The 24502-nt window shown below is 41.9% G+C and carries 32 protein-coding genes and 1 other annotated feature; all 32 genes read right to left on the bottom strand.

Features of this window, described 5'->3' with window-relative positions:
* Window positions 1–14: 14 nt before the first annotated feature.
* Window positions 15–197 (bottom strand): 50S ribosomal protein L30, encoded by a 183-nt coding sequence (gene rpmD / locus NSQ71_RS00810; protein ID WP_063387176.1) that lies wholly within the window; start codon window positions 195–197, stop codon window positions 15–17.
* Between the two features lie 13 nt (window positions 198–210).
* Window positions 211–711: a 30S ribosomal protein S5 gene (rpsE, locus tag NSQ71_RS00805; RefSeq protein ID WP_063387175.1), complete on the bottom strand. Its 501-nt coding sequence runs from the start codon at window positions 709–711 to the stop codon at window positions 211–213.
* 21 nt (window positions 712–732) lie between these two features.
* A complete protein-coding gene (gene rplR, locus NSQ71_RS00800; protein WP_063387174.1) occupies window positions 733–1095 on the bottom strand; it encodes a 50S ribosomal protein L18 in 363 nt (120 codons plus the stop codon).
* Between the two features lie 31 nt (window positions 1096–1126).
* Window positions 1127–1663: a 50S ribosomal protein L6 gene (gene rplF / locus NSQ71_RS00795; RefSeq protein WP_063387173.1), complete on the bottom strand. Its 537-nt coding sequence runs from the start codon at window positions 1661–1663 to the stop codon at window positions 1127–1129.
* Window positions 1664–1692: 29 nt separating this feature from the next.
* Complete coding sequence (rpsH, locus tag NSQ71_RS00790; RefSeq protein WP_063387172.1) at window positions 1693–2091, bottom strand: 30S ribosomal protein S8; 399 nt, start codon at window positions 2089–2091, stop codon at window positions 1693–1695.
* Between the two features lie 30 nt (window positions 2092–2121).
* Window positions 2122–2307, bottom strand: a complete 186-nt coding sequence (locus tag NSQ71_RS00785) for a type Z 30S ribosomal protein S14 (RefSeq protein WP_063387171.1) — start codon at window positions 2305–2307, stop codon at window positions 2122–2124.
* A 20-nt stretch (window positions 2308–2327) separates the two neighbouring features.
* Complete coding sequence (rplE, locus tag NSQ71_RS00780) at window positions 2328–2873, bottom strand: 50S ribosomal protein L5 (protein WP_063387170.1); 546 nt, start codon at window positions 2871–2873, stop codon at window positions 2328–2330.
* Between the two features lie 20 nt (window positions 2874–2893).
* Window positions 2894–3205 carry a 50S ribosomal protein L24 gene (gene rplX / locus NSQ71_RS00775; protein ID WP_063387169.1) on the bottom strand — a complete coding sequence of 104 codons (312 nt, stop codon included), beginning with the start codon at window positions 3203–3205 and terminating at the stop codon, window positions 2894–2896.
* Between the two features lie 35 nt (window positions 3206–3240).
* On the bottom strand, window positions 3241–3609 hold the full coding sequence (rplN, locus tag NSQ71_RS00770) for a 50S ribosomal protein L14 (protein WP_063387168.1): 369 nt from the start codon (window positions 3607–3609) through the stop codon (window positions 3241–3243).
* A 41-nt stretch (window positions 3610–3650) separates the two neighbouring features.
* A complete protein-coding gene (gene rpsQ / locus NSQ71_RS00765; protein ID WP_063387167.1) occupies window positions 3651–3914 on the bottom strand; it encodes a 30S ribosomal protein S17 in 264 nt (87 codons plus the stop codon).
* A 21-nt stretch (window positions 3915–3935) separates the two neighbouring features.
* Window positions 3936–4136, bottom strand: a complete 201-nt coding sequence (rpmC, locus tag NSQ71_RS00760; protein ID WP_063387166.1) for a 50S ribosomal protein L29 — start codon at window positions 4134–4136, stop codon at window positions 3936–3938.
* Window positions 4126–4560, bottom strand: a complete 435-nt coding sequence (gene rplP / locus NSQ71_RS00755) for a 50S ribosomal protein L16 (protein ID WP_063387165.1) — start codon at window positions 4558–4560, stop codon at window positions 4126–4128. Before rplP ends, rpmC begins: the two co-directional genes overlap by 11 nt.
* Before the next feature lie 2 nt (window positions 4561–4562).
* Window positions 4563–5219 carry a 30S ribosomal protein S3 gene (gene rpsC / locus NSQ71_RS00750; protein WP_063387164.1) on the bottom strand — a complete coding sequence of 219 codons (657 nt, stop codon included), beginning with the start codon at window positions 5217–5219 and terminating at the stop codon, window positions 4563–4565.
* 3 nt (window positions 5220–5222) lie between these two features.
* On the bottom strand, window positions 5223–5564 hold the full coding sequence (gene rplV, locus NSQ71_RS00745) for a 50S ribosomal protein L22 (RefSeq protein WP_063387163.1): 342 nt from the start codon (window positions 5562–5564) through the stop codon (window positions 5223–5225).
* A 20-nt stretch (window positions 5565–5584) separates the two neighbouring features.
* Complete coding sequence (gene rpsS, locus NSQ71_RS00740; RefSeq protein ID WP_063387162.1) at window positions 5585–5863, bottom strand: 30S ribosomal protein S19; 279 nt, start codon at window positions 5861–5863, stop codon at window positions 5585–5587.
* 57 nt (window positions 5864–5920) lie between these two features.
* On the bottom strand, window positions 5921–6751 hold the full coding sequence (rplB, locus tag NSQ71_RS00735; protein WP_063387161.1) for a 50S ribosomal protein L2: 831 nt from the start codon (window positions 6749–6751) through the stop codon (window positions 5921–5923).
* A gap of 27 nt (window positions 6752–6778) precedes the next feature.
* Window positions 6779–7066 (bottom strand): 50S ribosomal protein L23, encoded by a 288-nt coding sequence (gene rplW, locus NSQ71_RS00730; protein ID WP_063387160.1) that lies wholly within the window; start codon window positions 7064–7066, stop codon window positions 6779–6781.
* A complete protein-coding gene (rplD, locus tag NSQ71_RS00725) occupies window positions 7066–7689 on the bottom strand; it encodes a 50S ribosomal protein L4 (RefSeq protein ID WP_144597965.1) in 624 nt (207 codons plus the stop codon). The genes rplW and rplD overlap by 1 nt, the downstream gene beginning before the upstream one ends.
* 28 nt (window positions 7690–7717) lie before the next feature.
* Window positions 7718–8347 (bottom strand): 50S ribosomal protein L3, encoded by a 630-nt coding sequence (gene rplC, locus NSQ71_RS00720; RefSeq protein WP_063387158.1) that lies wholly within the window; start codon window positions 8345–8347, stop codon window positions 7718–7720.
* A gap of 39 nt (window positions 8348–8386) precedes the next feature.
* Window positions 8387–8695, bottom strand: a complete 309-nt coding sequence (gene rpsJ, locus NSQ71_RS00715) for a 30S ribosomal protein S10 (RefSeq protein WP_063387157.1) — start codon at window positions 8693–8695, stop codon at window positions 8387–8389.
* Window positions 8696–8967: 272 nt separating this feature from the next.
* Complete coding sequence (tuf, locus tag NSQ71_RS00710) at window positions 8968–10155, bottom strand: elongation factor Tu (RefSeq protein WP_063387156.1); 1188 nt, start codon at window positions 10153–10155, stop codon at window positions 8968–8970.
* A gap of 131 nt (window positions 10156–10286) precedes the next feature.
* Window positions 10287–12365, bottom strand: coding sequence for an elongation factor G (fusA, locus tag NSQ71_RS00705; RefSeq protein ID WP_063387155.1), 2079 nt, complete (start codon window positions 12363–12365; stop codon window positions 10287–10289).
* Window positions 12366–12412: 47 nt separating this feature from the next.
* Window positions 12413–12883: a 30S ribosomal protein S7 gene (rpsG, locus tag NSQ71_RS00700; RefSeq protein WP_063387154.1), complete on the bottom strand. Its 471-nt coding sequence runs from the start codon at window positions 12881–12883 to the stop codon at window positions 12413–12415.
* Between the two features lie 42 nt (window positions 12884–12925).
* On the bottom strand, window positions 12926–13339 hold the full coding sequence (gene rpsL, locus NSQ71_RS00695; RefSeq protein ID WP_063387153.1) for a 30S ribosomal protein S12: 414 nt from the start codon (window positions 13337–13339) through the stop codon (window positions 12926–12928).
* 101 nt (window positions 13340–13440) lie between these two features.
* Entirely contained in the window at window positions 13441–13689 is a 249-nt protein-coding gene (locus NSQ71_RS00690) for a 50S ribosomal protein L7ae-like protein (protein ID WP_063387152.1), read from the bottom strand.
* Window positions 13690–13800: 111 nt separating this feature from the next.
* Window positions 13801–17403 (bottom strand): DNA-directed RNA polymerase subunit beta', encoded by a 3603-nt coding sequence (rpoC, locus tag NSQ71_RS00685; protein WP_063387151.1) that lies wholly within the window; start codon window positions 17401–17403, stop codon window positions 13801–13803.
* 42 nt (window positions 17404–17445) lie between these two features.
* Window positions 17446–21024, bottom strand: a complete 3579-nt coding sequence (rpoB, locus tag NSQ71_RS00680; protein WP_063387150.1) for a DNA-directed RNA polymerase subunit beta — start codon at window positions 21022–21024, stop codon at window positions 17446–17448.
* A 254-nt stretch (window positions 21025–21278) separates the two neighbouring features.
* Window positions 21279–21881: a class I SAM-dependent methyltransferase gene (locus tag NSQ71_RS00675; protein ID WP_340732326.1), complete on the bottom strand. Its 603-nt coding sequence runs from the start codon at window positions 21879–21881 to the stop codon at window positions 21279–21281.
* Window positions 21882–21985: 104 nt separating this feature from the next.
* Window positions 21986–22351 (bottom strand): 50S ribosomal protein L7/L12, encoded by a 366-nt coding sequence (gene rplL, locus NSQ71_RS00670; protein WP_063387148.1) that lies wholly within the window; start codon window positions 22349–22351, stop codon window positions 21986–21988.
* Between the two features lie 54 nt (window positions 22352–22405).
* Complete coding sequence (gene rplJ / locus NSQ71_RS00665) at window positions 22406–22906, bottom strand: 50S ribosomal protein L10 (RefSeq protein WP_063387147.1); 501 nt, start codon at window positions 22904–22906, stop codon at window positions 22406–22408.
* Window positions 22907–22949: 43 nt separating this feature from the next.
* Window positions 22950–23092 (bottom strand) — a sequence feature (ribosomal protein L10 leader region).
* Window positions 23093–23147: 55 nt separating this feature from the next.
* The gene (rplA, locus tag NSQ71_RS00660; protein WP_063387146.1) at window positions 23148–23846 is read right to left on the bottom strand and encodes a 50S ribosomal protein L1; all 699 of its coding nucleotides are present in this window, start codon (window positions 23844–23846) and stop codon (window positions 23148–23150) included.
* A 103-nt stretch (window positions 23847–23949) separates the two neighbouring features.
* Window positions 23950–24375, bottom strand: a complete 426-nt coding sequence (rplK, locus tag NSQ71_RS00655) for a 50S ribosomal protein L11 (protein ID WP_063387145.1) — start codon at window positions 24373–24375, stop codon at window positions 23950–23952.
* Window positions 24376–24502 lie beyond the last annotated feature (127 nt).

Here is a 24502-nt window from a genome sequence, read left to right as displayed (position 1 = left end):
ACCTCCTTATTTGATTATTGTTCTTCCACTTTCACGAGATGTGACACTTTATTGATCATTCCGCGAATTGCCGGATTGTCATTATGAACAACTGTTTGATGCAATTTCCGCAAGCCTAATGTTTTAACGGTTATTCTTTGGTCTTCAGGACGACCAATTACACTCTTTTTGAGGGTAATCGCCAATTTTTTTGCCATTGTCTTTCCCTCCTTATCCTAACAGTTCTTCAACCGTTTTTCCACGAAGTTTAGCAACATCTTCTACACGCTTCAGCTGCTTTAACCCGTCAACTGTTGCCCGAACCATATTAATCGGTGTATTGGAGCCTAAAGATTTAGATAAGATATCGTGAACACCTGCTAATTCAAGTACTGCACGGACAGGTCCTCCAGCGATAACCCCCGTACCTTCAACAGCAGGTTTCAAGAGAATCTTTCCTGCACCGAATTTACCGATTACTTCGTGTGGAATGGACGTACCTACAATTGGTACTTCAATTAAGTTTTTCTTTGCATCTTCAATTGCTTTGCGGATAGCATCAGGAACTTCTTGCGCTTTACCAGTTCCGAAACCTACATGACCGTTTTTGTCTCCGACAACAACAAGAGCAGCAAAACGGAAACGACGGCCACCTTTTACTACTTTTGCAACACGGTTTACGGTAACAACACGTTCTTCAAGTTCAAGTTTGCTTGGATCAATACGACGCATCACTTTTCCCTCCTTTGTCAATTAAAATTCAAGGCCAACTTCGCGAGCTGCATCAGCTAAAGCCTTCACACGTCCATGATATAAATATCCACCACGGTCAAACACAACAGATTTAATACCTTTTTCAAGCGCACGTTTTGCAACAAGTTCGCCGACCTTTTGAGCAGCTTCTACATTCCCAGTTGATTCCAAGTTAAGCTCTTTATCCAAAGTAGAAGCACTCACAAGCGTTTGGTGATTTGTATCATCAATCACTTGAGCATAAATGTGCTTGTTGGAGCGGTATACATTTAAACGCGGGCGAGCGGCTGTACCGGAAACCTTTGAACGCACGCGTGCATGTCTAGTTTTGCGAACCGCATTTTTACTAGGTTTTGTAATCATCTACGTCACTCCTTTCTTTCTTTATGCGGCATTACTTAGCAGTCTTACCTTCTTTGCGGCGCACATATTCTCCTTCATAGCGGATGCCTTTTCCTTTATATGGTTCAGGCGGACGAACCGCACGAATATTTGCAGCGACTGCGCCAACACGCTCTTTATCTGTACCTTTAACGACGATTTTTGTTTGAGAAGGAACGTCGATTTCAATGCCTTGTTCAGGTTCATATTCGACTGGATGAGAGTATCCGACATTCAATACTAGTTTCTTTCCTGATTTTGATGCACGGTATCCGACCCCGATCAGTTCTAAACTTTTTTCAAAGCCTTTGGAAACACCTTCAACCATATTGGCAAGAAGGCTGCGAGTCGTCCCGTGAAGAGCACGGTGCTCTTTATTGTCAGATGGACGAGTAACAGTTAATACTTGATCTTCAACTTTTATATCCATATCTGGATGAAATGTACGGGTTAATTCTCCTTTTGGTCCTTTTACTGTTACTGTATTTCCATTAATCGTAACAGTGACACCTGAAGGAATTTCAAGCGGTTTTTTCCCTACACGTGACATGAATGACACCTCCATTTCGTGTTAAAAAATTACCAAACGTATGCGAGCACTTCTCCGCCTGTTTGCTTCGCGCGCGCTTCTTTATCAGTTAAAACGCCTTGAGAAGTCGAAACGATTGCTATTCCTAATCCATTCAACACACGTGGCACTTCATTAGCTTTTGCATAAACGCGCAAGCCTGGTTTGCTGATTCGTTTAAGGCCAGTTATAACACGTTCGTTGTTAGGCCCGTACTTTAAGAAAATGCGCAAAATACCTTGTTTATTATCTTCAATATATTCATAATCGCGAATAAACCCTTCACGCTTTAAAATTTCAGCAATTTCCCGTTTAATTTTGGAAGCAGGAACTTCCAGTTTTTCATGACGAACCATGTTCGCATTGCGAATGCGAGTAAGCATATCTGCAATAGGATCTGTCATCACCATTATAAATAACCTCCTTCCCATTTATCGATACTACCAACTAGCTTTTTTCACGCCAGGGATCTGACCTTTGTAAGCAAGTTCACGGAAACAAATACGGCAAAGCTTAAATTTGCGGATGACTGCATGCGGACGGCCGCAGCGTTCACAGCGTGTGTATTCACGCACTTTAAATTTTTGCTTGCGTTTTTGTTTCGCAATCATTGACTTTTTAGCCACATTTTCGCCTCCAATCTAAATTAGCGATTATTTTGGAACGGCATGCCGAACAGAGTTAATAGCTCGCGAGCCTCTTCATCGGTTTTTGCTGTTGTAACGATTACGATATCCATACCTCTTACTTTATTTACTTTATCGTAATCAATTTCTGGGAAAATAAGTTGTTCTCTAATACCAAGCGTATAATTGCCGCGGCCATCAAATGATTTTTTAGATACACCACGGAAGTCGCGCACACGTGGTAAAGAAACGGAAATCAATTTGTCAAAGAAATCGTACATACGCTCTCCACGAAGCGTAACTTTGCAGCCGATCGGCATTCCTTCACGAAGCCGGAAGCCGGCAATGGATTTTTTCGCACGAGTCACTACAGGTTTTTGACCAGAAATGAGAGTTAATTCTTCAACAGCACTGTCCAGCGCTTTCGCATTTTGGACTGCATCACCGACGCCCATATTGATGACAATTTTTTCGATTTTAGGAACTTGCATAACAGATTTATAGTTAAACTTGTTCATTAGTGCAGGTATGATTTCTTTTACGTATTTTTCTTTAAGGCGGTTCATAAATAGACCTCCCTTCCAAATTATTTATCTAAAATTTCACCTGATTTTTTTGCTACACGCACCTTTTTGCCGTCCACAATTTTATAACCGACACGAGTCGGTTCACCTGTTTTTGGATCTAATGGCATTACATTTGATACATGAATAGGCGCTTCTTTACTGATAATTCCGCCTTGTGGATTATCTTGAGAAGGCTTCGCATGTTTTTTCACGATGTTCACGCCTTCCACAAGCACGCGGTTCTTTTTCGGATATGCTGCAAGGATCACGCCTTGTTTTCCTTTATCTTTTCCGGCGATCACCATTACTTTGTCACCCTTCTTAACATGCATCGATTACACACCTCCTTGGTAAGCCAAACTCATAATTAAAGTACTTCTGGAGCAAGAGAAACGATTTTCATAAAGTTTTTATCGCGAAGTTCACGCGCAACCGGTCCAAAAATACGAGTACCTCTTGGGCTTTTGTCTTCGCGGATGATGACGCATGCGTTTTCGTCAAAACGAATGTACGAACCGTCAGGACGGCGCACACCACGTTTTGTACGCACAACAACAGCTTTTACTACATCACCTTTTTTAACAACGCCTCCTGGTGTTGCTTGTTTAACCGTACCGACAATAATATCACCGATATTTGCTGTTTTACGACCAGATCCGCCAAGAACTTTAATTGTTAACAATTCACGTGCACCAGAGTTATCAGCAACTTTTAAACGAGATTCTTGTTGAATCATGTTCGTGACCTCCCTTCGGAATTTTTTTCATCCGAACCAAATTAAATAATAACTGCTTCTTCTACAATTTCAACTAAACGGAAACGTTTTGTTGCAGATAGCGGGCGAGTTTCCATAATGCGAACGATATCGCCGACTTTCGCTTTGTTTTGCTCATCATGAGCTTTGAACTTTTTAGAATATTTCACGCGTTTTCCATAAAGCGGGTGTTTTTTATAAGTTTCAACAAGAACAGTGATGGTCTTATCCATTTTATCCGACACGACGCGTCCAGTATAAACTTTGCGCTTGTTGCGTTCACTCATTTGGCAAACCTCCTCTCACGATTATTTGTTTGCAGCAATTTCTCTTTCGCGAATAATAGTTTTCATTCTAGCAATCGTTTTGCGTACTTCACGGATGCGGGCAGTATTTTCAAGCTGACCAGTCGCAAGTTGGAAGCGCAAGTTAAACAATTCTTCTTTTAAAGATTTCACTTTTTGTTCAATTTCGGCAGTGGTTAGATCACGAATTTCTTTAGCTTTCATTTGATTCACCACCAATTTCTTCACGTTTTACAAATTTTGTTTTGATCGGTAATTTATGAGATGCAAGACGCAGTGCTTCACGTGCAACTTCTTCAGAAACACCCGCAACCTCGAACAATACTTTACCCGGCTTCACTACGGCAACCCAGCCTTCAGGTGCCCCTTTACCGGAACCCATCCGTACTTCTAAAGGCTTAGCCGTGTATGGTTTAGACGGGAAAATTTTAATCCAAACTTTTCCGCCACGTCTCATATAACGCGTCATCGCGATACGTGCTGCTTCAATTTGTCTGTTGGTGATCCAAGCAGGCTCAAGAGCTTGAATGCCATATTCACCGAAATGAACTTCAGTGCCGCCTTTTGCACGTCCGCGCATTTTCCCGCGATGTTCTCTACGATATTTTACGCGTTTAGGCATTAACATAATTATTTGCCTCCTTCCTCATTGTTCTTTTTAGCTGGAAGAACTTCTCCACGATAAATCCAAACTTTTACGCCCAATTTTCCGTACGTTGTATCCGCTTCTGCAGTTCCGTAATCGATGTCTGCACGAAGAGTATGAAGCGGTACCGTTCCTTCACTGTAATGTTCAGAACGTGCGATATCTGCACCACCAAGACGGCCGGATACCATTGTTTTAATACCTAATGCACCTGCGCGCATTGCACGTTGGATCGCTTGTTTTTGAACACGACGGAACGAAGCGCGGTTTTCTAGCTGACGTGCAATATTTTCCGCAACAAGTTTTGCATCTAAATCAGCTTTTTTAATTTCTAAAATATTAATGTGCACACGTTTGCCAGTTAGTTGGTTCAAAGCCTTTCTTAAAGCTTCGACCTCTGTACCACCTTTACCGATAACCATTCCTGGCTTAGCTGTGTGGATAGTGATATTTAAACGGTTTGCCGCACGTTCAATTTCAATGCGGGAAACGGATGCATCGCTTAAACGTTTATTAATGTATTCACGAATTTTGAGGTCTTCATGTAACAGGTCTGCATAATCTTTTTCTGCATACCATTTCGATTCCCAATCACGAATGATGCCAATTCGAAGACCGACTGGATTTACCTTTTGACCCACTAATTATCCCTCCTTTTTTTCCGAAACAATGATCGTAATATGGCTTGTGCGTTTGTTGATTTGGCTCGCTCTACCTTGTGCACGTGGTCTAAAGCGTTTCAAAGTTGGTCCTTCATCAACATAAGCCTTTTCAATATATAAATTGTTTCCGTCCATGTCATAGTTATGCTCTGCATTTGCAACAGCCGATTTTAACACTTTTTCAATAATTGGTGAAGCAGCTTTAGGTGTATGGCGAAGAATGGCAATTGCCTCACCAACTTGCTTTCCTCGGATTAAGTCAATAACTAAACGAGCTTTACGAGGAGCAATTCGTACTGTTCTCGCAACAGCTTTAGCCTGCATCCTAAAATCCTCCTCTCATATTAGCGTTTTGTCTTCTTGTCATCGCCGGCATGGCCTCTGTAAGTACGAGTTGGAGCAAACTCTCCAAGCTTATGTCCTACCATGTCTTCAGTAATGTATACCGGAACATGTTTTCTTCCATCATAGACCGCAATGGTATGACCGATGAAAGATGGGAAAATAGTTGAACGGCGAGACCAAGTTTTGATGACTTGTTTGCTTCCAGTTTCATTTAATTTTTCGATTTTTTTCATTAAATGATCATCGCAGAATGGTCCTTTTTTTAAGCTACGACCCATAATGTTACCTCCCTTCGTGATTGCGCTACGGTTCTGATGAACCGTAGAACAACCCCGTTATTTTTTACGACGGCGAACGATAAATTTATCGGATTTGTTTTTCTTTTTGCGAGTTTTAAACCCAAGAGTCGGTTTACCCCAAGGCGTCATAGGAGATTTACGACCAATAGGTGCTTTTCCTTCTCCCCCACCGTGCGGGTGATCGCTAGGGTTCATAACAGATCCGCGAACTGTTGGACGTTTGCCTAACCAGCGGGAACGTCCTGCTTTACCAATATTAATTAATTCATGCTGCTCATTCCCTACTTGGCCGACAGTGGCACGGCAAGTTGCCAAAATCATGCGGACCTCACCAGAAGCTAAACGAACTAATACATATTTTCCTTCTTTACCAAGCACTTGAGCTGAAGTACCTGCAGAACGAACCAATTGTCCGCCTTTTCCTGGTTTTAATTCGATGTTATGAATGACAGTACCTACTGGGATATTTTGAAGAGGAAGTGCGTTTCCAACTTTAATATCAGCTGTAGGTCCTGACATTACTTCCATTCCTACTTTTAAGTTTTTAGGAGCCAGAATATAGCGTTTTTCTCCGTCAACATAGTTAATTAATGCAATGTTTGCGGAGCGGTTTGGATCGTACTCAATAGTAGCAACGCGTCCTGGTATTCCATCTTTATCGCGCTTAAAATCAATAATACGATATTGACGTTTATGGCCTCCGCCTTGATGACGAACAGTTAGCTTACCTTGGTTGTTGCGTCCTGCTTTTTTATGAAGCGGAGCAAGCAACGACTTTTCCGGCTTGTCAGTAGTGATTTCAGCAAAATCAGATACTGTCATGCCGCGGCGACCGTTAGAGGTTGGTTTATATTTTTTAATCGCCATCTCAGTTTCCCTCCTTCACTTTCAAAATTATGCTTCGAACAATTCGATTTCTTTGCTGTCTGCCGTTAATTTCACGATTGCTTTTTTACGGCGATTTGTCAAACCGCTGAACCGGCCAACACGTTTAAGTTTTCCTTTGTAATTCATAATGTTGACTTTTTCAACTTTGACATCGAAAATTTTTTCAATAGCGTCCTTCACTTCTGTTTTGTTTGCTTTCACATCTACTTCAAATGTATATTTTTTGTCAGCTACTAGATCCATTGAACGTTCAGTGATGATGGGGCGCTTAATAATATCTCGAGGATCCTTCATTATCCAAGCACCTCCTCTACTTTTTCCACCGCTGCTTTTGTAATAACAAGTTTATCATGGTTCAACACATCCAACACGTTGATTCCATTAGCCGTAACAACTGTTACACCTGGAATATTGCGTGCAGACAGGATTACATTTTCGTTTTCGTCTCCTGTTACAATCAGCGCTTTTCTGTCAACGGAAAGCCCTTTGAGAATTCCAGCCATTTCTTTCGTTTTTGGAGCTTCCAACACTAAATCTTCTAATACAACAATATTGTTCTCTTGAACTTTAGAAGATAAAGCTGATTTGATTGCTAAGCGGCGGACTTTTTTCGGTAATTTGTATGCATATGTGCGAGGTGTTGGTCCAAATACTGTCCCACCTCCGCGCCATTGAGGTGAACGGATGGATCCCTGACGTGCGCGTCCTGTACCTTTTTGACGCCATGGCTTACGGCCACCGCCACTAACTTCAGAACGGTTTTTTACTTTATGAGTGCCTTGTCTTTGAGAAGCTCTTTGCATAATGACAGCTTCAAATAATACGTGTTTATTCGGCTCAATACCAAAAACAGAATCATTTAATTCGATTTCGCCAACTGCTGATCCGTTTTGGTTATATAACGTAACTTTCGGCATTTTTCCGTTTCCTCCTTTCCTGTTGAAATTACTTCGCTTTTACTGCAGATTTAATAATAACTAATGATTTTTTCGGTCCCGGAACATTCCCTTTGATTAAAAGAAGATTGCGTTCAGCATCTACTTTTACAACTTCAAGATTTTGAACGGTTACGCGTTCACCGCCCATTCTTCCAGGAAGTTCTTTTGATTTAAAAACACGGTTTGGTGCAATGGCTCCCATTGAACCAGGACGACGGTGGTACCGTGAACCGTGAGACATTGGGCCACGTGATTGTCCGTGACGTTTAATCGCACCTTGAAATCCTTTCCCTTTAGAAATACCTGTCACATCAACAAGTTCCCCAGCAGAAAAAATGTCTACTTTAACCTCTTGACCAATTTCATACTCGTCTACATTAGCACCTCTAACTTCACGAATGAAGCGCTTAGGAGCAGTATTTGCTTTTGCAGCGTGACCTTTTTCCGGCTTGTTTGCAAGCTTTTCACGCTTGTCTTCAAAACCTAGTTGAATCGCATCGTAGCCGTCTGTTTCAACAGTCTTCTTTTGAAGAACGACGTTTGGGGATGCTTCAACTACAGTAACAGGAATTAATTCACCGTTTTCTGCAAATACTTGCGTCATTCCAATTTTTCTTCCTAAGATTCCTTTGGTCATGAGTCACACCTCCTAAATTTCAAATGTTTTAATCTATCGTTACAGTTTAATTTCAATGTCTACACCAGAAGGCAAATCTAAACGCATTAACGCATCAACCGTTTGCGGTGTAGGGTTGACAATATCGATTAAACGTTTATGTGTACGCATTTCAAATTGTTCACGAGAATCTTTATATTTGTGCACTGCTCGAAGAATTGTATAAACTGTTTTTTCAGTCGGTAGCGGAATTGGACCAGAAACATTTGCTCCCGAACGTTTTGCAGTTTCCACAATTTTTTCGGCAGATTGATCAAGGATTCTGTGATCATACGCTTTTAATCGAATTCGAATTTTTTGTTTTGCCATTATTTTCCCTCCTTTTCGCCTACTTTCCATAGACAATTCTCCACGAGAATTTCCTGTACGCCCGCCATGGCAAAGCGGCCGGGTGTATCAGCAACCTCCCGCTTCATCGCAGTCAAAGACCAACGGTATACATTATATAAAAAACAGGTGTCTAATGCAAGAAAAATTCAGGATTTCCTATAAAATTTAGTGTTGTTTCTTTAAAAGTTAATGCTTTGCAGACTTCATATTTATAATAAAAAAAGCGAGCCTATTCGACTCGCTTTTTTCAATTAGTCAAGGATAGCTGAAACAGATCCTGCACCTACAGTACGACCGCCTTCGCGGATAGAGAATTTCGTACCGTCTTCAATCGCAACTGGAGAAATGAGTTCAACAGTCATTTCAACGTTATCTCCAGGCATTACCATTTCTACGCCTTCTGGAAGAGTGATAATTCCAGTTACGTCTGTAGTACGGAAATAGAATTGTGGACGGTAGTTAGAGAAGAATGGAGTATGACGTCCACCTTCTTCTTTAGAAAGAACGTAAACTTGTGCTTTGAATTTTTTGTGCGGTGTGATAGAACCAGGTTTTGCTAAAACTTGACCGCGTTCTACTTCGTCACGTGCGATACCGCGAAGTAAAGCACCGATGTTGTCTCCAGCTTCAGCTTGATCAAGAAGCTTACGGAACATTTCAACACCAGTAACAGTTGTTTTCTTAGATTCTTCAGCTAAACCAACGATTTCTACTTCGTCACCAACTTTTACAACGCCGCGTTCTACACGACCAGTTGCAACTGTACCGCGACCAGTGATAGAGAATACGTCTTCAACAGGCATCATGAAAGGTTTTTCTGTATCGCGTTCTGGAGTTGGGATGTATTCGTCAACTGCGTTCATTAATTCAATGATTTTTTCTTCCCATTCAGCATCTCCTTCAAGTGCTTTAAGCGCAGAACCTTTGATAACAGGTACATCGTCGCCAGGGAAGTCATATTCAGAAAGAAGGTCACGAACTTCCATTTCAACTAGTTCTAATAATTCTTCGTCGTCTACCATGTCGCATTTGTTTAAGAATACAACGATGTAAGGCACACCTACTTGGCGAGATAAAAGAATGTGCTCACGAGTTTGCGGCATAGGACCGTCAGCAGCAGAAACAACTAGGATAGCGCCGTCCATTTGAGCAGCACCAGTGATCATGTTTTTAACATAGTCTGCGTGTCCAGGGCAGTCAACGTGTGCATAGTGGCGGTTGTCAGTTTCGTATTCTACGTGTGCAGTTGAAATCGTGATTCCGCGTTCACGCTCTTCTGGAGCACCGTCAATTTGATCATATGCACGAGCTTCAGCTTTACCTTGTTTTGCAAGAACAGTAGTAATAGCTGCAGTCAAAGTAGTTTTACCATGGTCAACGTGGCCGATTGTACCAATGTTAACATGTGGTTTAGAGCGTTCATATTTCGCTTTAGCCATAAGTAATTTTTCCTCCTTAAAAAAATATGTTTCATTTTAAATAAATATATAGAATACTTGGAGGCGGCGCAAGTGCATCCGCATCCAAGGGCTACATAAGTATTTATACTTGAACAATGGTTGAAAATCAATTATTCGCCTTTATTTTTTTTGATAATTTCTTCTGCAATGTTTTTAGGCACCTCTTCGTAATGATCGAAGTGCATCGTAAATGTACCGCGTCCTTGTGTATTGGAACGAAGTGCGGTTGCATAACCAAACATTTCAGCAAGTGGAACCATTGCTTTTACAACTTGTGCATTTCCACGTGCTTCCATTCCTTCCACACGTCCACGGCGTGAAGTGATATCACCCATGATGTCTCCCATGTACTCTTCAGGTACAATTACTTCAACTTTCATAATTGGCTCAAGGAGTACCGGGTTACATTTTTGAGCAGCATTTTTAAGGGCAAGTGAAGCGGCAATTTTAAACGCCATCTCACTTGAGTCAACATCGTGGTAAGACCCATCAAAAAGTTTAGCTTTAATGTCAATTAACGGATAGCCTGCAAGCACACCGTTTTGCATAGCATCTTCCAAACCAGCCTGAACCGCTGGGATGTACTCGCGTGGAACGACACCACCGACAATTGCGTTTTCGAATTCAAATCCTTTTCCTTCTTCATTTGGACTGAATTCGATCCAAACGTGACCGTATTGTCCGCGTCCGCCTGATTGACGTACGAATTTACCTTCAACTTGTGCGGATGAGCGGAATGTTTCGCGATACGCAACTTGTGGCGCACCTACATTACATTCAACTTTAAATTCACGTTTCATACGGTCAACGATAATGTCAAGGTGAAGTTCGCCCATACCGGCAATAATTGTTTGGCCAGTTTCCGGATCCGTATGCGATTTGAATGTTGGGTCTTCTTCAGATAGTTTTTGCAATGCTGTTGACATTTTGTCTTGGTCTGCTTTTGATTTAGGTTCAATCGCAACTCTGATAACAGGCTCTGGAAACTCCATCGATTCTAAAATAACCGGATGATTTTCATCACATAGAGTATCTCCAGTTGTTGTATCTTTTAAACCAACTGCAGCAGCAATATCACCTGCATATACCATTGGAATTTCTTCGCGGTGATTCGCGTGCATTTGTAGAATACGTCCAATCCGTTCACGTTTACCTTTTGTGGAATTGGATACGTATGAACCGGAACTTAATGTTCCTGAATATACGCGGAAGAAAGTTAATTTTCCTACATATGGGTCTGTCATTACTTTAAACGCCAATGCAGCAAATGGTTCATCGTCGCTTGATTTGCGAACTGTTTCTTCCTCTGTATCAGGGATGACGCCTTTTATCGGTGGCACATCGATTGGCGATGGCAAGTAATCAATTACCGCATCCAGCATTAGCTGCACGCCTTTGTTTTTAAAAGCTGAGCCGCATAAAACAGGATAAAACTCAACGTTACAAGTACCTTTACGGATAGCTGCTTTCAACTCGTCAACGGAAATTTCCTCTCCTTCAAGGTACTTCATCATCAATTCTTCATCAAGCTCTGCAACTGCTTCAATCAATCGAGTGTGCAGCTCTTCTGCTTGTTCTTTATACTCGTCTGGAATTTCACGAGCTTCCGAACGCGTACCTAGATCATCCAGATAGTAATATGCTTTCATTTCCACAAGGTCAATGATACCTTCAAATTGATCTTCTGCTCCAATCGGGAGCTGAATAGGGTGTGCGTTAGCCTCTAAGCGATCGTGAAGTGTTTTGACAGAGTATAAAAAGTCTGCGCCGATTTTATCCATTTTGTTAACAAATACAATGCGCGGCACTCCGTATGTTGTTGCTTGGCGCCAAACTGTTTCCGTTTGCGGCTCAACACCAGACTGAGCATCAAGAACTGCAACTGCTCCGTCTAGGACTCTCAAAGAACGTTCAACTTCAACCGTGAAGTCTACGTGCCCTGGCGTATCAATAATATTGATCCGATGTCCCTTCCATTGAGCTGTTGTAGCGGCAGATGTAATGGTAATACCGCGTTCTTGTTCTTGCTCCATCCAGTCCATTTGGGAAGCTCCTTCGTGAGTCTCCCCGATTTTGTGAATGCGGCCTGTATAGAACAAAATTCTCTCAGTTGTTGTCGTCTTACCAGCATCAATGTGCGCCATAATACCGATATTGCGAGTTTTTTCTAAGGAGAACTCTCTTGGCATCGGGTAATTTCTCCTTCCTTCATGGGTATTGATAAATATTATGTTTATTACCAGCGGTAATGTGCAAATGCTCTATTCGCTTCAGCCATTTTATGTGTATCTTCACGCTTTTTCACTGCCGCACCTGTGTTGTTTGCTGCGTCAATGATTTCAGCCGCAAGACGTTCTTCCATCGTTCTTTCACCACGAAGACGGGCATAGTTTACTAACCAGCGAAGACCCAAAGTTGTGCGGCGTTCAGGACGAACCTCTACAGGTACTTGGTAGTTTGCGCCCCCTACTCGGCGTGCACGAACTTCTAATACTGGCATAATATTTTTCAATGCTTGTTCAAACACTTCCATTGGATCTTTGCCAGTTCGTTCTCTCACGATATCAAATGCATTGTAAAGAATTTTTTGCGCTTTGCTTTTTTTACCGTCAATCATGATTTTATTAATCAGACGAGTTACTAATTTTGAATTGTAAATTGGATCTGGTAGTACGTCACGTTTTGGTACAGGTCCTTTACGTGGCATCACTAAATTCCTCCCTTCATTCTGTATTTATTATATTATCTTTTAGTTTTTAGGACGTTTCGTTCCATATTTGGAACGGCCTTGCTTACGGTTTTCAACTCCAGCTGTGTCAAGAGCTCCGCGTACGATATGATAGCGGACACCAGGCAAGTCTTTTACACGTCCGCCGCGGATTAGCACAACGCTGTGCTCTTGCAGGTTATGTCCGATCCCCGGAATATAAGCTGTTACTTCAATTCCGTTTGACAAGCGGACACGTGCATATTTACGAAGAGCTGAGTTTGGTTTTTTAGGTGTCATTGTTCCAACACGTGTACATACTCCTCGTTTTTGCGGCGAAGATAAATTTGTTTGTTCTTTTTTGAAGCTGTTGTATCCTTTGTTTAACGCAGGAGATTTTGATTTTACTACTTTGCGCGTGCGGCCTTTTCGCACTAATTGGTTAATTGTAGGCATATACATTTCCTCCCTTCAAACGTTTTTTCAAACCCACACATCCAGGCGGTTCATAATTTGGTAAAAACAATTGTTTTTGCAGAAATCTACAAAAACAATGTTTATTTTATAATTGCAACAGCTGCCGCTCCAACTTCTATTCCGCAAGCTTTTCCGAGCTTCTTCATAGAATCGACCTTAATTAAAGGAACTTCTTTCTCTTCAGCCAGCTGAACCACTTTGTTTGTCACTTTCGGGTCAGCATCCACTGCAATGATAACTTCCTTTACAGTGTCATTTTTCAGAGCTTTCACTGTTTGCTTTGTACCAATAATAATCTTTTCAGCCTGTGCTACTTTTTCATAAGACATATTTCATATCCTCCAAAGTGACAGGTGATATTTACACACCTTGATAATATTAACATTGGAAAAGATGGATGTCAACTGTGCATTTTACGGCATCCATCTTTTCCCCGACAATTATTCAACCGAAATCGTTTCGTCAACGGATTTTTTATTCATGACCGGTTTTATTTTTCTATAGAGCTGCATTCCTGTTCCAGCCGGAACAAGCTTACCGATAATAACATTTTCCTTCAAGCCTAACAGTTCATCCCGTTTTCCTTTAATGGCCGCATCCGTTAATACGCGTGTTGTCTCTTGGAATGATGCGGCAGACAAGAAGGACTCCGTTTCAAGCGATGCCTTTGTAATACCGAGCAATACCGGACGTCCTGTTGCAGGGCGTTTTCCTTCCAAAAGCACCTTTTTATTTGCTTCTGTAAATTGATGAACGTCAAGGAGTGTTCCCGGCAGAACATCCGTATCGCCGGAATCGATGACACGGACTTTCCGCAGCATTTGCCGCACCATTACTTCAATATGCTTATCGCCGATTTCCACACCTTGCATTCTGTACACTTTTTGCACTTCACGAAGCAAATATTCTTGAACGGCTAAAATGTCTTTTACTTTCAACAATTCTTTTGGATCTATTGAACCTTCCGTAATTTCTTGGCCGCGCTCTACACGGTCCCCCACAGCTACTTTTAAGCGGGCGTTAAATGGCGCCGTGTATGTGCGTGTTTCCACTTCACCGCGGACGACAATTTCTTGCTGCTTATCTCTCACTTCATTAATTTCAGCAACTACCCCGTCAATTTCTGAAATAACCGCTTGCCCTTTTGGATTACGGGCTTCAAACAATTCTTGAACACGCGGCAAACCTTGGGTAATGTCGTCGCCGGCAACCCCACCGGTGTGGAAAGTACGCATCGTCAGCTGTGTACCCGGCTCTCCGATCGATTGAGCTGCGATAATTCCTACCGCTTCGCCTACTTCGACATCAGTGCCGGTAGCCAAGTTCCGTCCATAACATTTTTTACATACACCATGTCTTGTATTACATGTGAATGCAGAGCGAATCCAAACTTCTTCTATCCCTGCATTGATAATTTGAGCTGCTATGTCTTCGGTAATCATTTCATTTTCCCTGACAAGCACTTCGCCCGTTTCAGGATGAATAACCGATCTTCTTGCATATCGTCCGATAATCCGTTCCTCGAGTTTTTCGATAACTTCTGAACCGTCTTTCAGCGCTCTCGCTAAAATTCCTCTGTCTGTTCCGCAGTCTTCCTCACGAATAATCACATCTTGCGCAACATCTACAAGGCGGCGTGTTAAATAACCGGAGTCAGCAGTTTTTAATGCTGTATCTGCCAGACCTTTTCTGGCACCATGGGTCGAGATGAAGTATTCTAACACTGTCAAACCTTCTCTAAAACTCGATTTAATCGGAAGCTCAATAATTCGTCCAGCAGGGTTAGCCATCAGTCCGCGCATTCCCGCAAGCTGTGTGAAGTTAGATGCATTTCCGCGAGCTCCTGAATCGCTCATCATGAAAATCGGATTCCGCTTATCTAATGAATTCATCAGCTTGCTTTGAATGGTGTCTTTAGCAGCACTCCAAATAGAGATAACACGATCGTACCGCTCATCTTCAGTGATTAATCCGCGTCTGAATTGCTTCAAGACATTGTCAACTTTAGCTTGCGCCTCTTTTAAAATTGCTTCTTTTTCCGCCAACACAACAATATCAGAAACACCGATTGTAATTCCGGCTTTAGTCGAATATTTAAAGCCTAAATCTTTTAAGCGGTCAAGCATTTTCGATGTTTCAGTAATATGGAATCTCTTAAAGACTTCGGCAATAATTTTTCCTAAAATTCCTTTTTTAAATGGCGGAATGATTTCTTGGTTTTTAATGTGCTCCCGCACATCTACCTGTGCCGGATCAACAAAATATTTATCAGGCGTGCATTCTTGAATGTTCTTAGTTGACGGCTCATTAATATACGGGAACGAATTCGGCAGTATTTCGTTGAATATTAATTTTCCTACCGTTGTGATCAGAAGCTTTTTATTTTGTTCTTCTGTAAATGTTTCGTTCTTTAAGGAACCGGCATGTACTGCAATTCGTGTATGCAAATGTACATGGCCGTTTTGATAGGCAATGAGCGCCTCATCAGGATCTTTGAAAATTTTCCCTTCTCCGATCGCTCCTTCACGTTCCATTGTTAAGTAATAGTTCCCCAACACCATATCTTGTGAAGGCGTAACAACCGGTTTTCCGTCTTTCGGATTTAAAATGTTTTGAGCCGCAAGCATTAACAGCCTTGCTTCTGCTTGTGCTTCTGCCGATAACGGAACGTGAACAGCCATTTGGTCACCGTCGAAGTCAGCATTATAGGCTGTACATACCAACGGATGTAGACGAATGGCACGCCCTTCGACTAACGTCGGTTCGAACGCTTGGATTCCTAATCTGTGCAAAGTCGGTGCCCGGTTAAGCAGAACCGGATGTTCTTTAATGACTTCCTCCAACACATCCCAAACTTCAGGATGGACGCGTTCAATTTTCCGTTTGGCGCTTTTAATGTTATGTGCCAGCCCTTTTTCAACAAGCTCCTTCATGACAAAAGGCTTAAAGAGCTCAAGCGCCATTTCCTTTGGCAAACCGCATTGATACATTTTCAGATTTGGGCCGACAACGATAACGGAACGTCCAGAGTAGTCAACCCGTTTTCCTAACAGGTTTTGACGGAAGCGTCCTTGCTTTCCTTTCAGCATATGAGAGAGTGACTTCAGTGGACGATTTCCCGGTCCAGTAACTGGACGACCACGGCGTCCATTGTCAATAAGAGCGTCAACAGCCTCTTGAAGCATCCGTTTCTCATTTTGCACGATGATACTTGGCGCTCCAAGATCCAACAGTCTTTTTAAACGATTGTTTCGGTTAATAACACGGCGATACAAATCGTTCAAATCGGAAGTTGCAAAGCGTCCGCCATCCAATTGAACCATCGGCCGCAATTCAGGCGGAATGACAGGAAGTACATCCAACACCATCCATGAAGGGTCATTCCCGGAATTTCTGAATGCTTCCATCACTTCAAGGCGTTTAATCGCTCTTGTGCGCCGCTGGCCTTGAGAAGATTTAAGCTCTTCTTTTAACGCTTCTACTTCTTTATCAAGATTGATATCTTGCAATAATTTTTTAATTGCTTCCGCACCCATTGATGCTTGGAAGGCATTTCCGTATTTCTCGCGGTATGTGCGATACTCTTTTTCAGATAAAAGCTGTTTCTTTTCAAGTGGTGTGTCCCCAGGATCTGTCACGACGTAAGAGGCAAAATAAATAACTTCTTCCAATGCTCGAGGTGACATGTCAAGAACTAGTCCCATACGGCTTGGAATCCCTTTGAAATACCAAATATGAGAGACAGGGGCAGCAAGTTCGATATGCCCCATTCTCTCCCGACGCACTTTTGCTCGCGTAACCTCAACACCGCATCGATCGCATACTACGCCTTTATAGCGAACCCGTTTATATTTTCCGCAGTGGCATTCCCAATCTTTTGTCGGACCGAATATACGTTCACAAAACAAACCGTCTTTTTCAGGCTTTAAAGTACGATAGTTGATCGTTTCTGGTTTTTTCACTTCACCATATGACCATGAACGAATTTTATCAGGTGAAGCAAGACCGATGTGCATATACTCAAAATTATTTACATCCAGCAAGGGGCCTACCTCCCTTTTTATCTTCCGTAGCAAAAAATTCCTTTACTCTTTGGCAACTGCATCTTTTTCTTCTTTATCAACAATTTCCTCTTCGATTGTATCAGTCGTTAAAGAGAGGCCATCTGACTGGGTGGAATTTACCTCATCTTCCAATTCTCTCATTTCGATTTCTTGTTCATCGCTTGAGAGAATTTTAACATCCAGTCCTAAGCTTTGAAGCTCCTTAATTAATACTTTGAAAGATTCAGGAACTCCAGGTTCAGGCACATTTTCGCCTTTTACGATTGCCTCGTATGTTTTTACACGACCGACAACATCGTCTGATTTTACAGTAAGGATTTCTTGCAATGTATATGCTGCTCCATAGGCTTCTAAAGCCCAAACCTCCATTTCTCCGAACCGCTGTCCACCGAACTGTGCTTTACCGCCGAGCGGTTGCTGTGTAACAAGCGAGTATGGACCTGTGGAACGAGCATGCAGTTTATCGTCAACCATGTGCGCCAGTTTGATCATATACATGATTCCGACAGACACGCGATTATCGAAAGGTTCCCCAGTGCGGCCGTCGTAAAGGACCGTTTTCGCATCACGGGCCATCCCAGCTTCTTCAATTGTTGACCATACATCTTCTTCTGTCGCACCATCGAATACCGGAGTTGCAACATGAATGCCCAGCTTCTTAGCCGCCATTCCTAGGTGCAATTCCAATACTTGCCCGATGTTCATCCGGGAAGGTACTCCTAATGGATTTAACATGATGTCAACTGGTGTTCCATCCGGCAAAAACGGCATGTCCTCCTCAGGAAGAATTCGGGAAATAACCCCTTTGTTTCCATGGCGGCCTGCCATTTTATCCCCTTCAGAGATTTTACGCTTCTGTACAATGTATACACGCACCAGCTGGTTGACACCTGGAGGCAGTTCATCTCCGTCTTCACGGTTAAACACTTTTACATCAAGAACAATACCTCCGCCCCCATGCGGAACACGAAGTGATGTATCACGAACCTCACGTGCTTTTTCTCCAAAAATAGCGTGCAATAATCGTTCTTCAGCAGTCAGTTCTGTAACTCCTTTTGGCGTTACTTTCCCAACAAGCAAGTCGCCGTCTTTAACTTCTGCTCCAATGCGGACAATGCCTCGTTCATCCAAGTTGCGAAGAGCGTCTTCTCCGACATTTGGAATATCACGAGTGATTTCTTCCGGACCCAATTTTGTATCACGGGACTCAGACTCATATTCTTCAATATGGATGGAAGTATAAACGTCTTCTTTTACAAGACGCTCGCTCATGATGATGGCATCTTCATAGTTATATCCATCCCATGTCATAAAGGCGACAAGTACATTTCGGCCTAAAGCAAGCTCTCCCTTTTCCATGGAAGGACCGTCAGCTAAAATTTCGCCTTTCTCGACTTCGTCTCCAACAGATACAATTGGGCGCTGATTGTAGCACATTCCTTGGTTGGAACGGACGAATTTCAACAATTTGTACTCGTCGAGATCACCTTTAACCTTTTGGCCGTCCACTTCTTCATAACGGCGAACTAAAATTCTGTTGGCTTCAACTCGTTCGACAACGCCTGCGTGCTTGCAGATGACAGCTGCTCCAGAGTCTCTAGCCGATACATACTCCATTCCGGTACCAACAATAGGCGCTTCTGGTTGAAGCAAAGGAACAGCTTGGCGCTGCATGTTCGCACCCATTAATGCACGGTTGGAGTCATCGTTTTCCAAGAACGGGATACAAGCTGTTGCTGCTGATACAACTTGCTTAGGCGAAACGTCCATGTAGTCGACACGGTCTTTTTTCACCACTATGTTTTCCCCGCGGAAACGGGCAACAATATTATCTTCTAAAAACGTTCCATCCTCTGCTACTGGCACGTTAGCCTGAGCAACAACATAGTTATCTTCTTCGTCAGCTGTCAAATAGTCAATTCGGTCTGTTACCTTCCCTGTTTCAGGGTCAACTCTTCTATACGGCGTTTCAATAAAACCGAAACGGTTTACTTTTGCATATGTTGATAATGAGTTAATCAATCCGATATTTGGACCTTCAGGCGTTTCAATTGGACACATGCGTCCATAATGGGAATAATGGACGTCGCGAACTTCAAAGCCTGCTCGTTCACGTGTGAGTCCGCCAGGTCCCAATGCAGATAAACGGCGCTTATGCGTCAGTTCTGCAAGAGGATTGGTTTGATCCATGAATTGGGACAATTGGGAGCTGCCAAAAAATTCTTTAATGGCCGCAATTACTGGACGGATGTTGATTAATTGCTGCGGAGTAATCGTATTGGCATCCTGAATGGACATTCTTTCCCTCACAACACGCTCCATCCGTGAAAGTCCGATTCGGAACTGGTTTTGCAAAAGCTCCCCTACCGAACGAAGACGGCGGTTTCCTAGATGGTCAATATCATCTGTATTTCCTACTCCATATAGCAAATTAAAGAAGTAGCTGATGGACGCAATAATGTCTGCTGGCGTAATGTTTTTTACACTTTCATCAATGTTTGCGTTGCCAACAACGTTGAGAATTTTTTCTCCATCCGGATCGTTTGGAGCATAAATTTTAATAGATTGGTACGTGATGTCTTCATCAACTACTCCACCATCAGGAGTGAATTTTTTAAACCCTATTCCTTTTTCAAGGTAAGGCAAAATTTTATCCAGCGTTCTTCTATCAATAATAGTTCCTTTTTCAGCAATGATTTCTCCAGTTTCAGGGTCGACTAGAGTTTCTGCTAATCGTTGATTAAAGAGTCGGTTTTTGATATGAAGTTTCTTGTTAATTTTATATCTGCCGACACTTGCTAAATCATATCTTTTTGGATCAAAGAAACGGGAGATCAATAAGCTTTTTGCATTTTCAACTGTTGGCGGTTCACCAGGACGCAGGCGTTCGTAAATTTCAAGAAGCGCCTTTTCTGGGCTTTCGGTATTGTCTTTATCCAACGTATTTCTTAAATATTCATTTTCTCCGAACACATCGATGATTTCTTGATCAGAGCCAAACCCAAGGGCACGTAAAAGAACCGTAACTGGTAATTTGCGAGTGCGATCAATGCGGACATATATAACATCTTTTGCATCTGTTTCGTACTCTAACCAAGCGCCACGGTTTGGAATGACGGTAGCTGTAAAGCCCTTCTTACCGTTTTTATCAATTTTGTCGCTGTAGTAAACACTAGGTGAACGGACTAATTGGGAAACAATTACTCGTTCTGCACCATTGATCACAAATGTGCCGGTTTCCGTCATAAGCGGAAAATCGCCCATAAATACATCTTGATCTTTCACTTCGCCTGTTTCTTTATTAATTAGGCGCACTTTTACCCGCAGCGGGGCAGAATAAGTAACATCGCGTTCTTTTGCTTCTTCAACGGAGTATTTCGGTTCACCTAAGCTGTAGTCAATAAACTCAAGCGAGAGGTTACCAGTGAAATCTTCGATAGGAGATATGTCTTGAAACATTTCACGAAGACCCTCATCAAGAAACCACTGATACGAAGAGGTTTGGATTTCAATAAGATTAGGTAATTCCAACACTTCTTTAATACGCGCATAACTTCTGCGTTGGCGGTGTCGTCCGTACTGAACTAGTTGACTTGTCAACTGAGTCACCCCTCAAATCAGCATAATAATATCTTGTAAATAGCATTCCATGTTTTATATAATAAAATAAATACTATTACAAGTAAAAAGAAAAAGGATTTTCTTTATGAAAAAAGAAAACCACTGCGCAGAAATAGTTGATTTTATTATTTTTTCCTTAATGGATTGGTTCTATACATCCAAGAAAAAATTTAGCTACAAATGGAAATTAATATATTGGCATTTTATAATGTTAACATATCCTGGATTGCAGGTCAATCTTTTTTTGCTTTAAAAATATAATAACCTTTTTTTCTCTCTGCCACTTCTACCGAACGAAACAGAGTCTCCAGCTTTTGTTTAGCGGAAGGAGCCCCCTGCTTTTTTTGGATAACGATCCAAAGCTCTCCATGGTCTTTTAAATGATCAAAGCTTTTTTCAAATATATGATGGACGACTTGTTTTCCAGCCCGAATGGGAGGGTTTGCTAAAATAGCAGCATACCATTTCCCTTCCAGCTTTTCAAACAAATTGCTTTGAAACACACGGACATTTTGAATGTTGTTTATTCGAGCATTCAGTTCTGCAAGTTCGACTGCCCTTTCATTTATATCGATCATATCAATCATTCTATCGGGTTTCGATTTTGCAATTGACAATCCGATCGGTCCGTATCCGCAGCCTACATCCAAAATATCTCCTGGAATTTCGGGAGCAGCGAAAGTTTCAATTAATAGCTGCGTTCCAAAATCAACCTCCCGTTTTGAAAAAACTCCGCGGTCGGTCATGAACGCAAATGGATGATTTCTCAACGTGCACTCAATTTTTCTCCTATTGCTTTCCACTTCCGGTTTTTCTGAAAAATAATGTTCGCTCATTTTCTGCACCCCTTTTTTAGGAGTATTTTCTACAGGCAGAAATTCATACATAAAAGAAAAGCCCGCCAATGAATCAGCGAGCTTTTCTATTTATTTAACAGCTTTTACTTAACTTCAACTTCTGCTCCAACTTCTTCAAGTTTTGCTTTAAGTTCTTCAGCTTCTTCTTTAGATACGCCTTCTTTTAATGGTTTTGGAGTGTTGTCAACTAATTCTTTTGCTTCTTTTAAGCCAAGGCCAGTGATTTCACGAACAACTTTGATAACTTTAATTTTTTGTGCACCTGCATTAGCAAGAATAACATCGAATTCAGTTTTTTCTGCAGCAGCTTCACCGCCGCCAGCGCCACCAACCACAGCAACAGGAGCAGCAGCAGTTACGCCAAATTCTTCTTCGATTGCTTTTACTAAGTCGTTAAGTTCAAGAACAGTCATTTCTTTTATCGCTTCAATAATTTGTTCTTTTGTCATTTGTTTTTCCTCCTTATGTTTTAAATTGCTAATAGTTTCATACGAAAATTTGCTTTAAGCGCCTTGCTCTTCTTTTTGATCTGCAACTGCTTTTGTTGCAAGTGCAAAGTTGCGAATAGGAGCTTGCAGTACAGAAAGCAACATAGAAAGCAAGCCTTCGCGAGATGGAAGGTCAGCAATCGCTTTAATTTCATCAACTGTTGCAACATTGCCTTCGATGACGCCAGCTTTAATCTCAAGCGCTTCATGCTCTTTTGCAAAATCATTCAAAATTTTAGCAGGCGCCACGACATCTTCAGTGCTAAATGCGATAGCGTTTGGACCAGTCAGCACTTCTTCTAATCCAGAAATTTCTGCTTGTTCAACAGCACGGCGAGTTAACGTATTTTTGTAAACCTTGAACTCTATATTTGCTTCACGAAGTCTTTTGCGCAATTCCGTTACTTCCGCTACATTAAGACCGCGGTAATCTACGATAACAGTAGAGACGCTTTCACGGAATTTGGCTGCAATTTCTTCAACGATCTGTTTCTTCTTTTCAATTGCGCTGCTCATTTGTTTACACCTCCTGCAAATTGAAAATGAACACTTATACCGCCGGTGAAATGAAATACCTCCATGCCCGCAGACATGGAGGTATCGTACAAATAAGCAAACGTTCCGCTTAATCTATATCATACACCTCGGTAGGATATTAAGCCTTTCGGCACCTACTGTCTACGGTATAAATGAATTCTATTTAATTACACAACATTTTTATTTTACTAAAATACACCCTGCTTGTCAAACCGGTTTATTATTTCACGACAAAGCTGGAAGGATCTACTTTAATTCCAGGGCCCATTGTAGACGTTACAGAAACGTTTTTCATGTAAGTGCCTTTTGCCGCTGCCGGTTTTGCTTTTAATAGCGCATCGTAGATTGTTGTAAAGTTTTCAACTAATTTTTCACTGTCAAAAGAAGTTTTTCCGATTGGAACATGAACGTTCCCAGCTTTATCTACACGGTATTCAACTTTACCAGCTTTAATTTCTTTGACAGCTTTTTCAACTTCAAATGTTACCGTTCCTGTTTTAGGGTTCGGCATTAAACCTTTAGGACCTAAAATACGTCCAAGTTTACCGACTTCACCCATCATATCAGGGGTAGCCACAACAACATCGAAGTCAAACCAGCCTTGTTGAATTTTATTGATGTAGTCGCTGTCGCCGACATAATCCGCACCAGCAGCTTCCGCTTCTTTTGCTTTTTCCCCTTTAGCGAACACTAATACACGTTGTGTTTTACCTGTACCGTTCGGCAGCACAACAGCCCCGCGGATTTGCTGATCGTTTTTACGAGGATCAACGCCAAGGCGGAATGCAACTTCAACTGTCGCATCAAAGTTTGCGATATTCGTTTTCTTTACTAATTCAATTGCTTCTTTTACGTCATAAGCTTTTGAACGATCAACAAGCTTTGCAGCTTCTAAATATTTTTTACCTCTTTTTGCCATATCATTTTCCTCCTTATGTGGTTTTAGCGGAATAACCTCCCACGAATAAAGGTTGCGAACTTGAATAAACAAACTCGCAACCTACTACACCAATGCATATTGATTAGTCTTCGATCACAATGCCCATGCTTCGGGCTGTGCCTTCAACCATACGCATTGCTGCTTCAACGCTAGCTGCATTTAAGTCAGGCATTTTCGTTTCGGCAATTTCGCGAACTTTATCGCGTTTAATTGTTGCCACTTTATTACGATTCGGTTCACCAGAACCCGATTCAATTCCAGCTGCTTTTTTCAAAAGAACGGCAGCAGGCGGAGTTTTCGTAATAAATGTAAATGAACGGTCTTCAAATACCGTAATTTCAACAGGAATAATTAAGCCAGCTTGATCAGCCGTGCGAGCGTTGAACTCTTTACAGAATCCCATGATATTAACCCCAGCTTGACCGAGAGCAGGTCCTACTGGCGGCGCAGGATTAGCTTTACCTGCAGGAATCTGCAATTTCACGATTTTAATCACTTTTTTAGCCACGAGACACACCTCCTTAAGTCCGTGATGTGGTAATAGGGTAAAACCCTCCCACTCATGCAACATCCTTCTTTATATGAATGAGAGAAAGATTAATGCATCATTCAGTCTCTTTCAGAGACATATCGAC

The sequence above is a fragment of the Aeribacillus sp. FSL M8-0235 genome, assembly GCF_038000355.1.
In the GTDB taxonomy this organism is placed as follows: Bacteria; Bacillota; Bacilli; order Bacillales; family Aeribacillaceae; genus Aeribacillus; species Aeribacillus composti.
Note: the sequence above shows the minus strand (reverse complement) of the source record. Positions and strands in the feature narration are given on the sequence as shown.

Bases quoted from the DNA above. Each gene is read 5' to 3' on its own strand.
- rpmD (WP_063387176.1), bottom strand. From the start codon at position 197: ATGGCAAAAAAATTGGCGATTACCCTCAAAAAGAGTGTAATTGGTCGT.
- rpsE (WP_063387175.1), bottom strand. From the start codon at position 711: ATGCGTCGTATTGATCCAAGCAAACTTGAACTTGAAGAACGTGTTGTT.
- rplR (WP_063387174.1), bottom strand. From the start codon at position 1,095: ATGATTACAAAACCTAGTAAAAATGCGGTTCGCAAAACTAGACATGCA.
- rplF (WP_063387173.1), bottom strand. From the start codon at position 1,663: ATGTCACGTGTAGGGAAAAAACCGCTTGAAATTCCTTCAGGTGTCACT.
- rpsH (WP_063387172.1), bottom strand. From the start codon at position 2,091: ATGGTGATGACAGATCCTATTGCAGATATGCTTACTCGCATTCGCAAT.
- rplE (WP_063387170.1), bottom strand. From the start codon at position 2,873: ATGAACCGCCTTAAAGAAAAATACGTAAAAGAAATCATACCTGCACTA.
- rplX (WP_063387169.1), bottom strand. From the start codon at position 3,205: ATGCATGTTAAGAAGGGTGACAAAGTAATGGTGATCGCCGGAAAAGAT.
- rplN (WP_063387168.1), bottom strand. From the start codon at position 3,609: ATGATTCAACAAGAATCTCGTTTAAAAGTTGCTGATAACTCTGGTGCA.
- rpsQ (WP_063387167.1), bottom strand. From the start codon at position 3,914: ATGAGTGAACGCAACAAGCGCAAAGTTTATACTGGACGCGTCGTGTCG.
- rpmC (WP_063387166.1), bottom strand. From the start codon at position 4,136: ATGAAAGCTAAAGAAATTCGTGATCTAACCACTGCCGAAATTGAACAA.
- rplP (WP_063387165.1), bottom strand. From the start codon at position 4,560: ATGTTAATGCCTAAACGCGTAAAATATCGTAGAGAACATCGCGGGAAA.
- rplV (WP_063387163.1), bottom strand. From the start codon at position 5,564: ATGCAGGCTAAAGCTGTTGCGAGAACAGTACGAATTGCTCCTCGTAAA.
- rpsS (WP_063387162.1), bottom strand. From the start codon at position 5,863: ATGGGTCGTAGCTTAAAAAAAGGACCATTCTGCGATGATCATTTAATG.
- rplB (WP_063387161.1), bottom strand. From the start codon at position 6,751: ATGGCGATTAAAAAATATAAACCAACCTCTAACGGTCGCCGCGGCATG.
- rplW (WP_063387160.1), bottom strand. From the start codon at position 7,066: ATGAAGGATCCTCGAGATATTATTAAGCGCCCCATCATCACTGAACGT.
- rplD (WP_144597965.1), bottom strand. From the start codon at position 7,689: ATGCCGAAAGTTACGTTATATAACCAAAACGGATCAGCAGTTGGCGAA.
- rplC (WP_063387158.1), bottom strand. From the start codon at position 8,347: ATGACCAAAGGAATCTTAGGAAGAAAAATTGGAATGACGCAAGTATTT.
- rpsJ (WP_063387157.1), bottom strand. From the start codon at position 8,695: ATGGCAAAACAAAAAATTCGAATTCGATTAAAAGCGTATGATCACAGA.
- tuf (WP_063387156.1), bottom strand. From the start codon at position 10,155: ATGGCTAAAGCGAAATATGAACGCTCTAAACCACATGTTAACATTGGT.
- fusA (WP_063387155.1), bottom strand. From the start codon at position 12,365: ATGCCAAGAGAGTTCTCCTTAGAAAAAACTCGCAATATCGGTATTATG.
- rpsG (WP_063387154.1), bottom strand. From the start codon at position 12,883: ATGCCACGTAAAGGACCTGTACCAAAACGTGACGTACTACCAGATCCA.
- rpsL (WP_063387153.1), bottom strand. From the start codon at position 13,339: ATGCCTACAATTAACCAATTAGTGCGAAAAGGCCGCACGCGCAAAGTA.
- NSQ71_RS00690 (WP_063387152.1), bottom strand. From the start codon at position 13,689: ATGTCTTATGAAAAAGTAGCACAGGCTGAAAAGATTATTATTGGTACA.
- NSQ71_RS00675 (WP_340732326.1), bottom strand. From the start codon at position 21,881: ATGAGCGAACATTATTTTTCAGAAAAACCGGAAGTGGAAAGCAATAGG.
- rplL (WP_063387148.1), bottom strand. From the start codon at position 22,351: ATGACAAAAGAACAAATTATTGAAGCGATAAAAGAAATGACTGTTCTT.
- rplJ (WP_063387147.1), bottom strand. From the start codon at position 22,906: ATGAGCAGCGCAATTGAAAAGAAGAAACAGATCGTTGAAGAAATTGCA.
- rplA (WP_063387146.1), bottom strand. From the start codon at position 23,846: ATGGCAAAAAGAGGTAAAAAATATTTAGAAGCTGCAAAGCTTGTTGAT.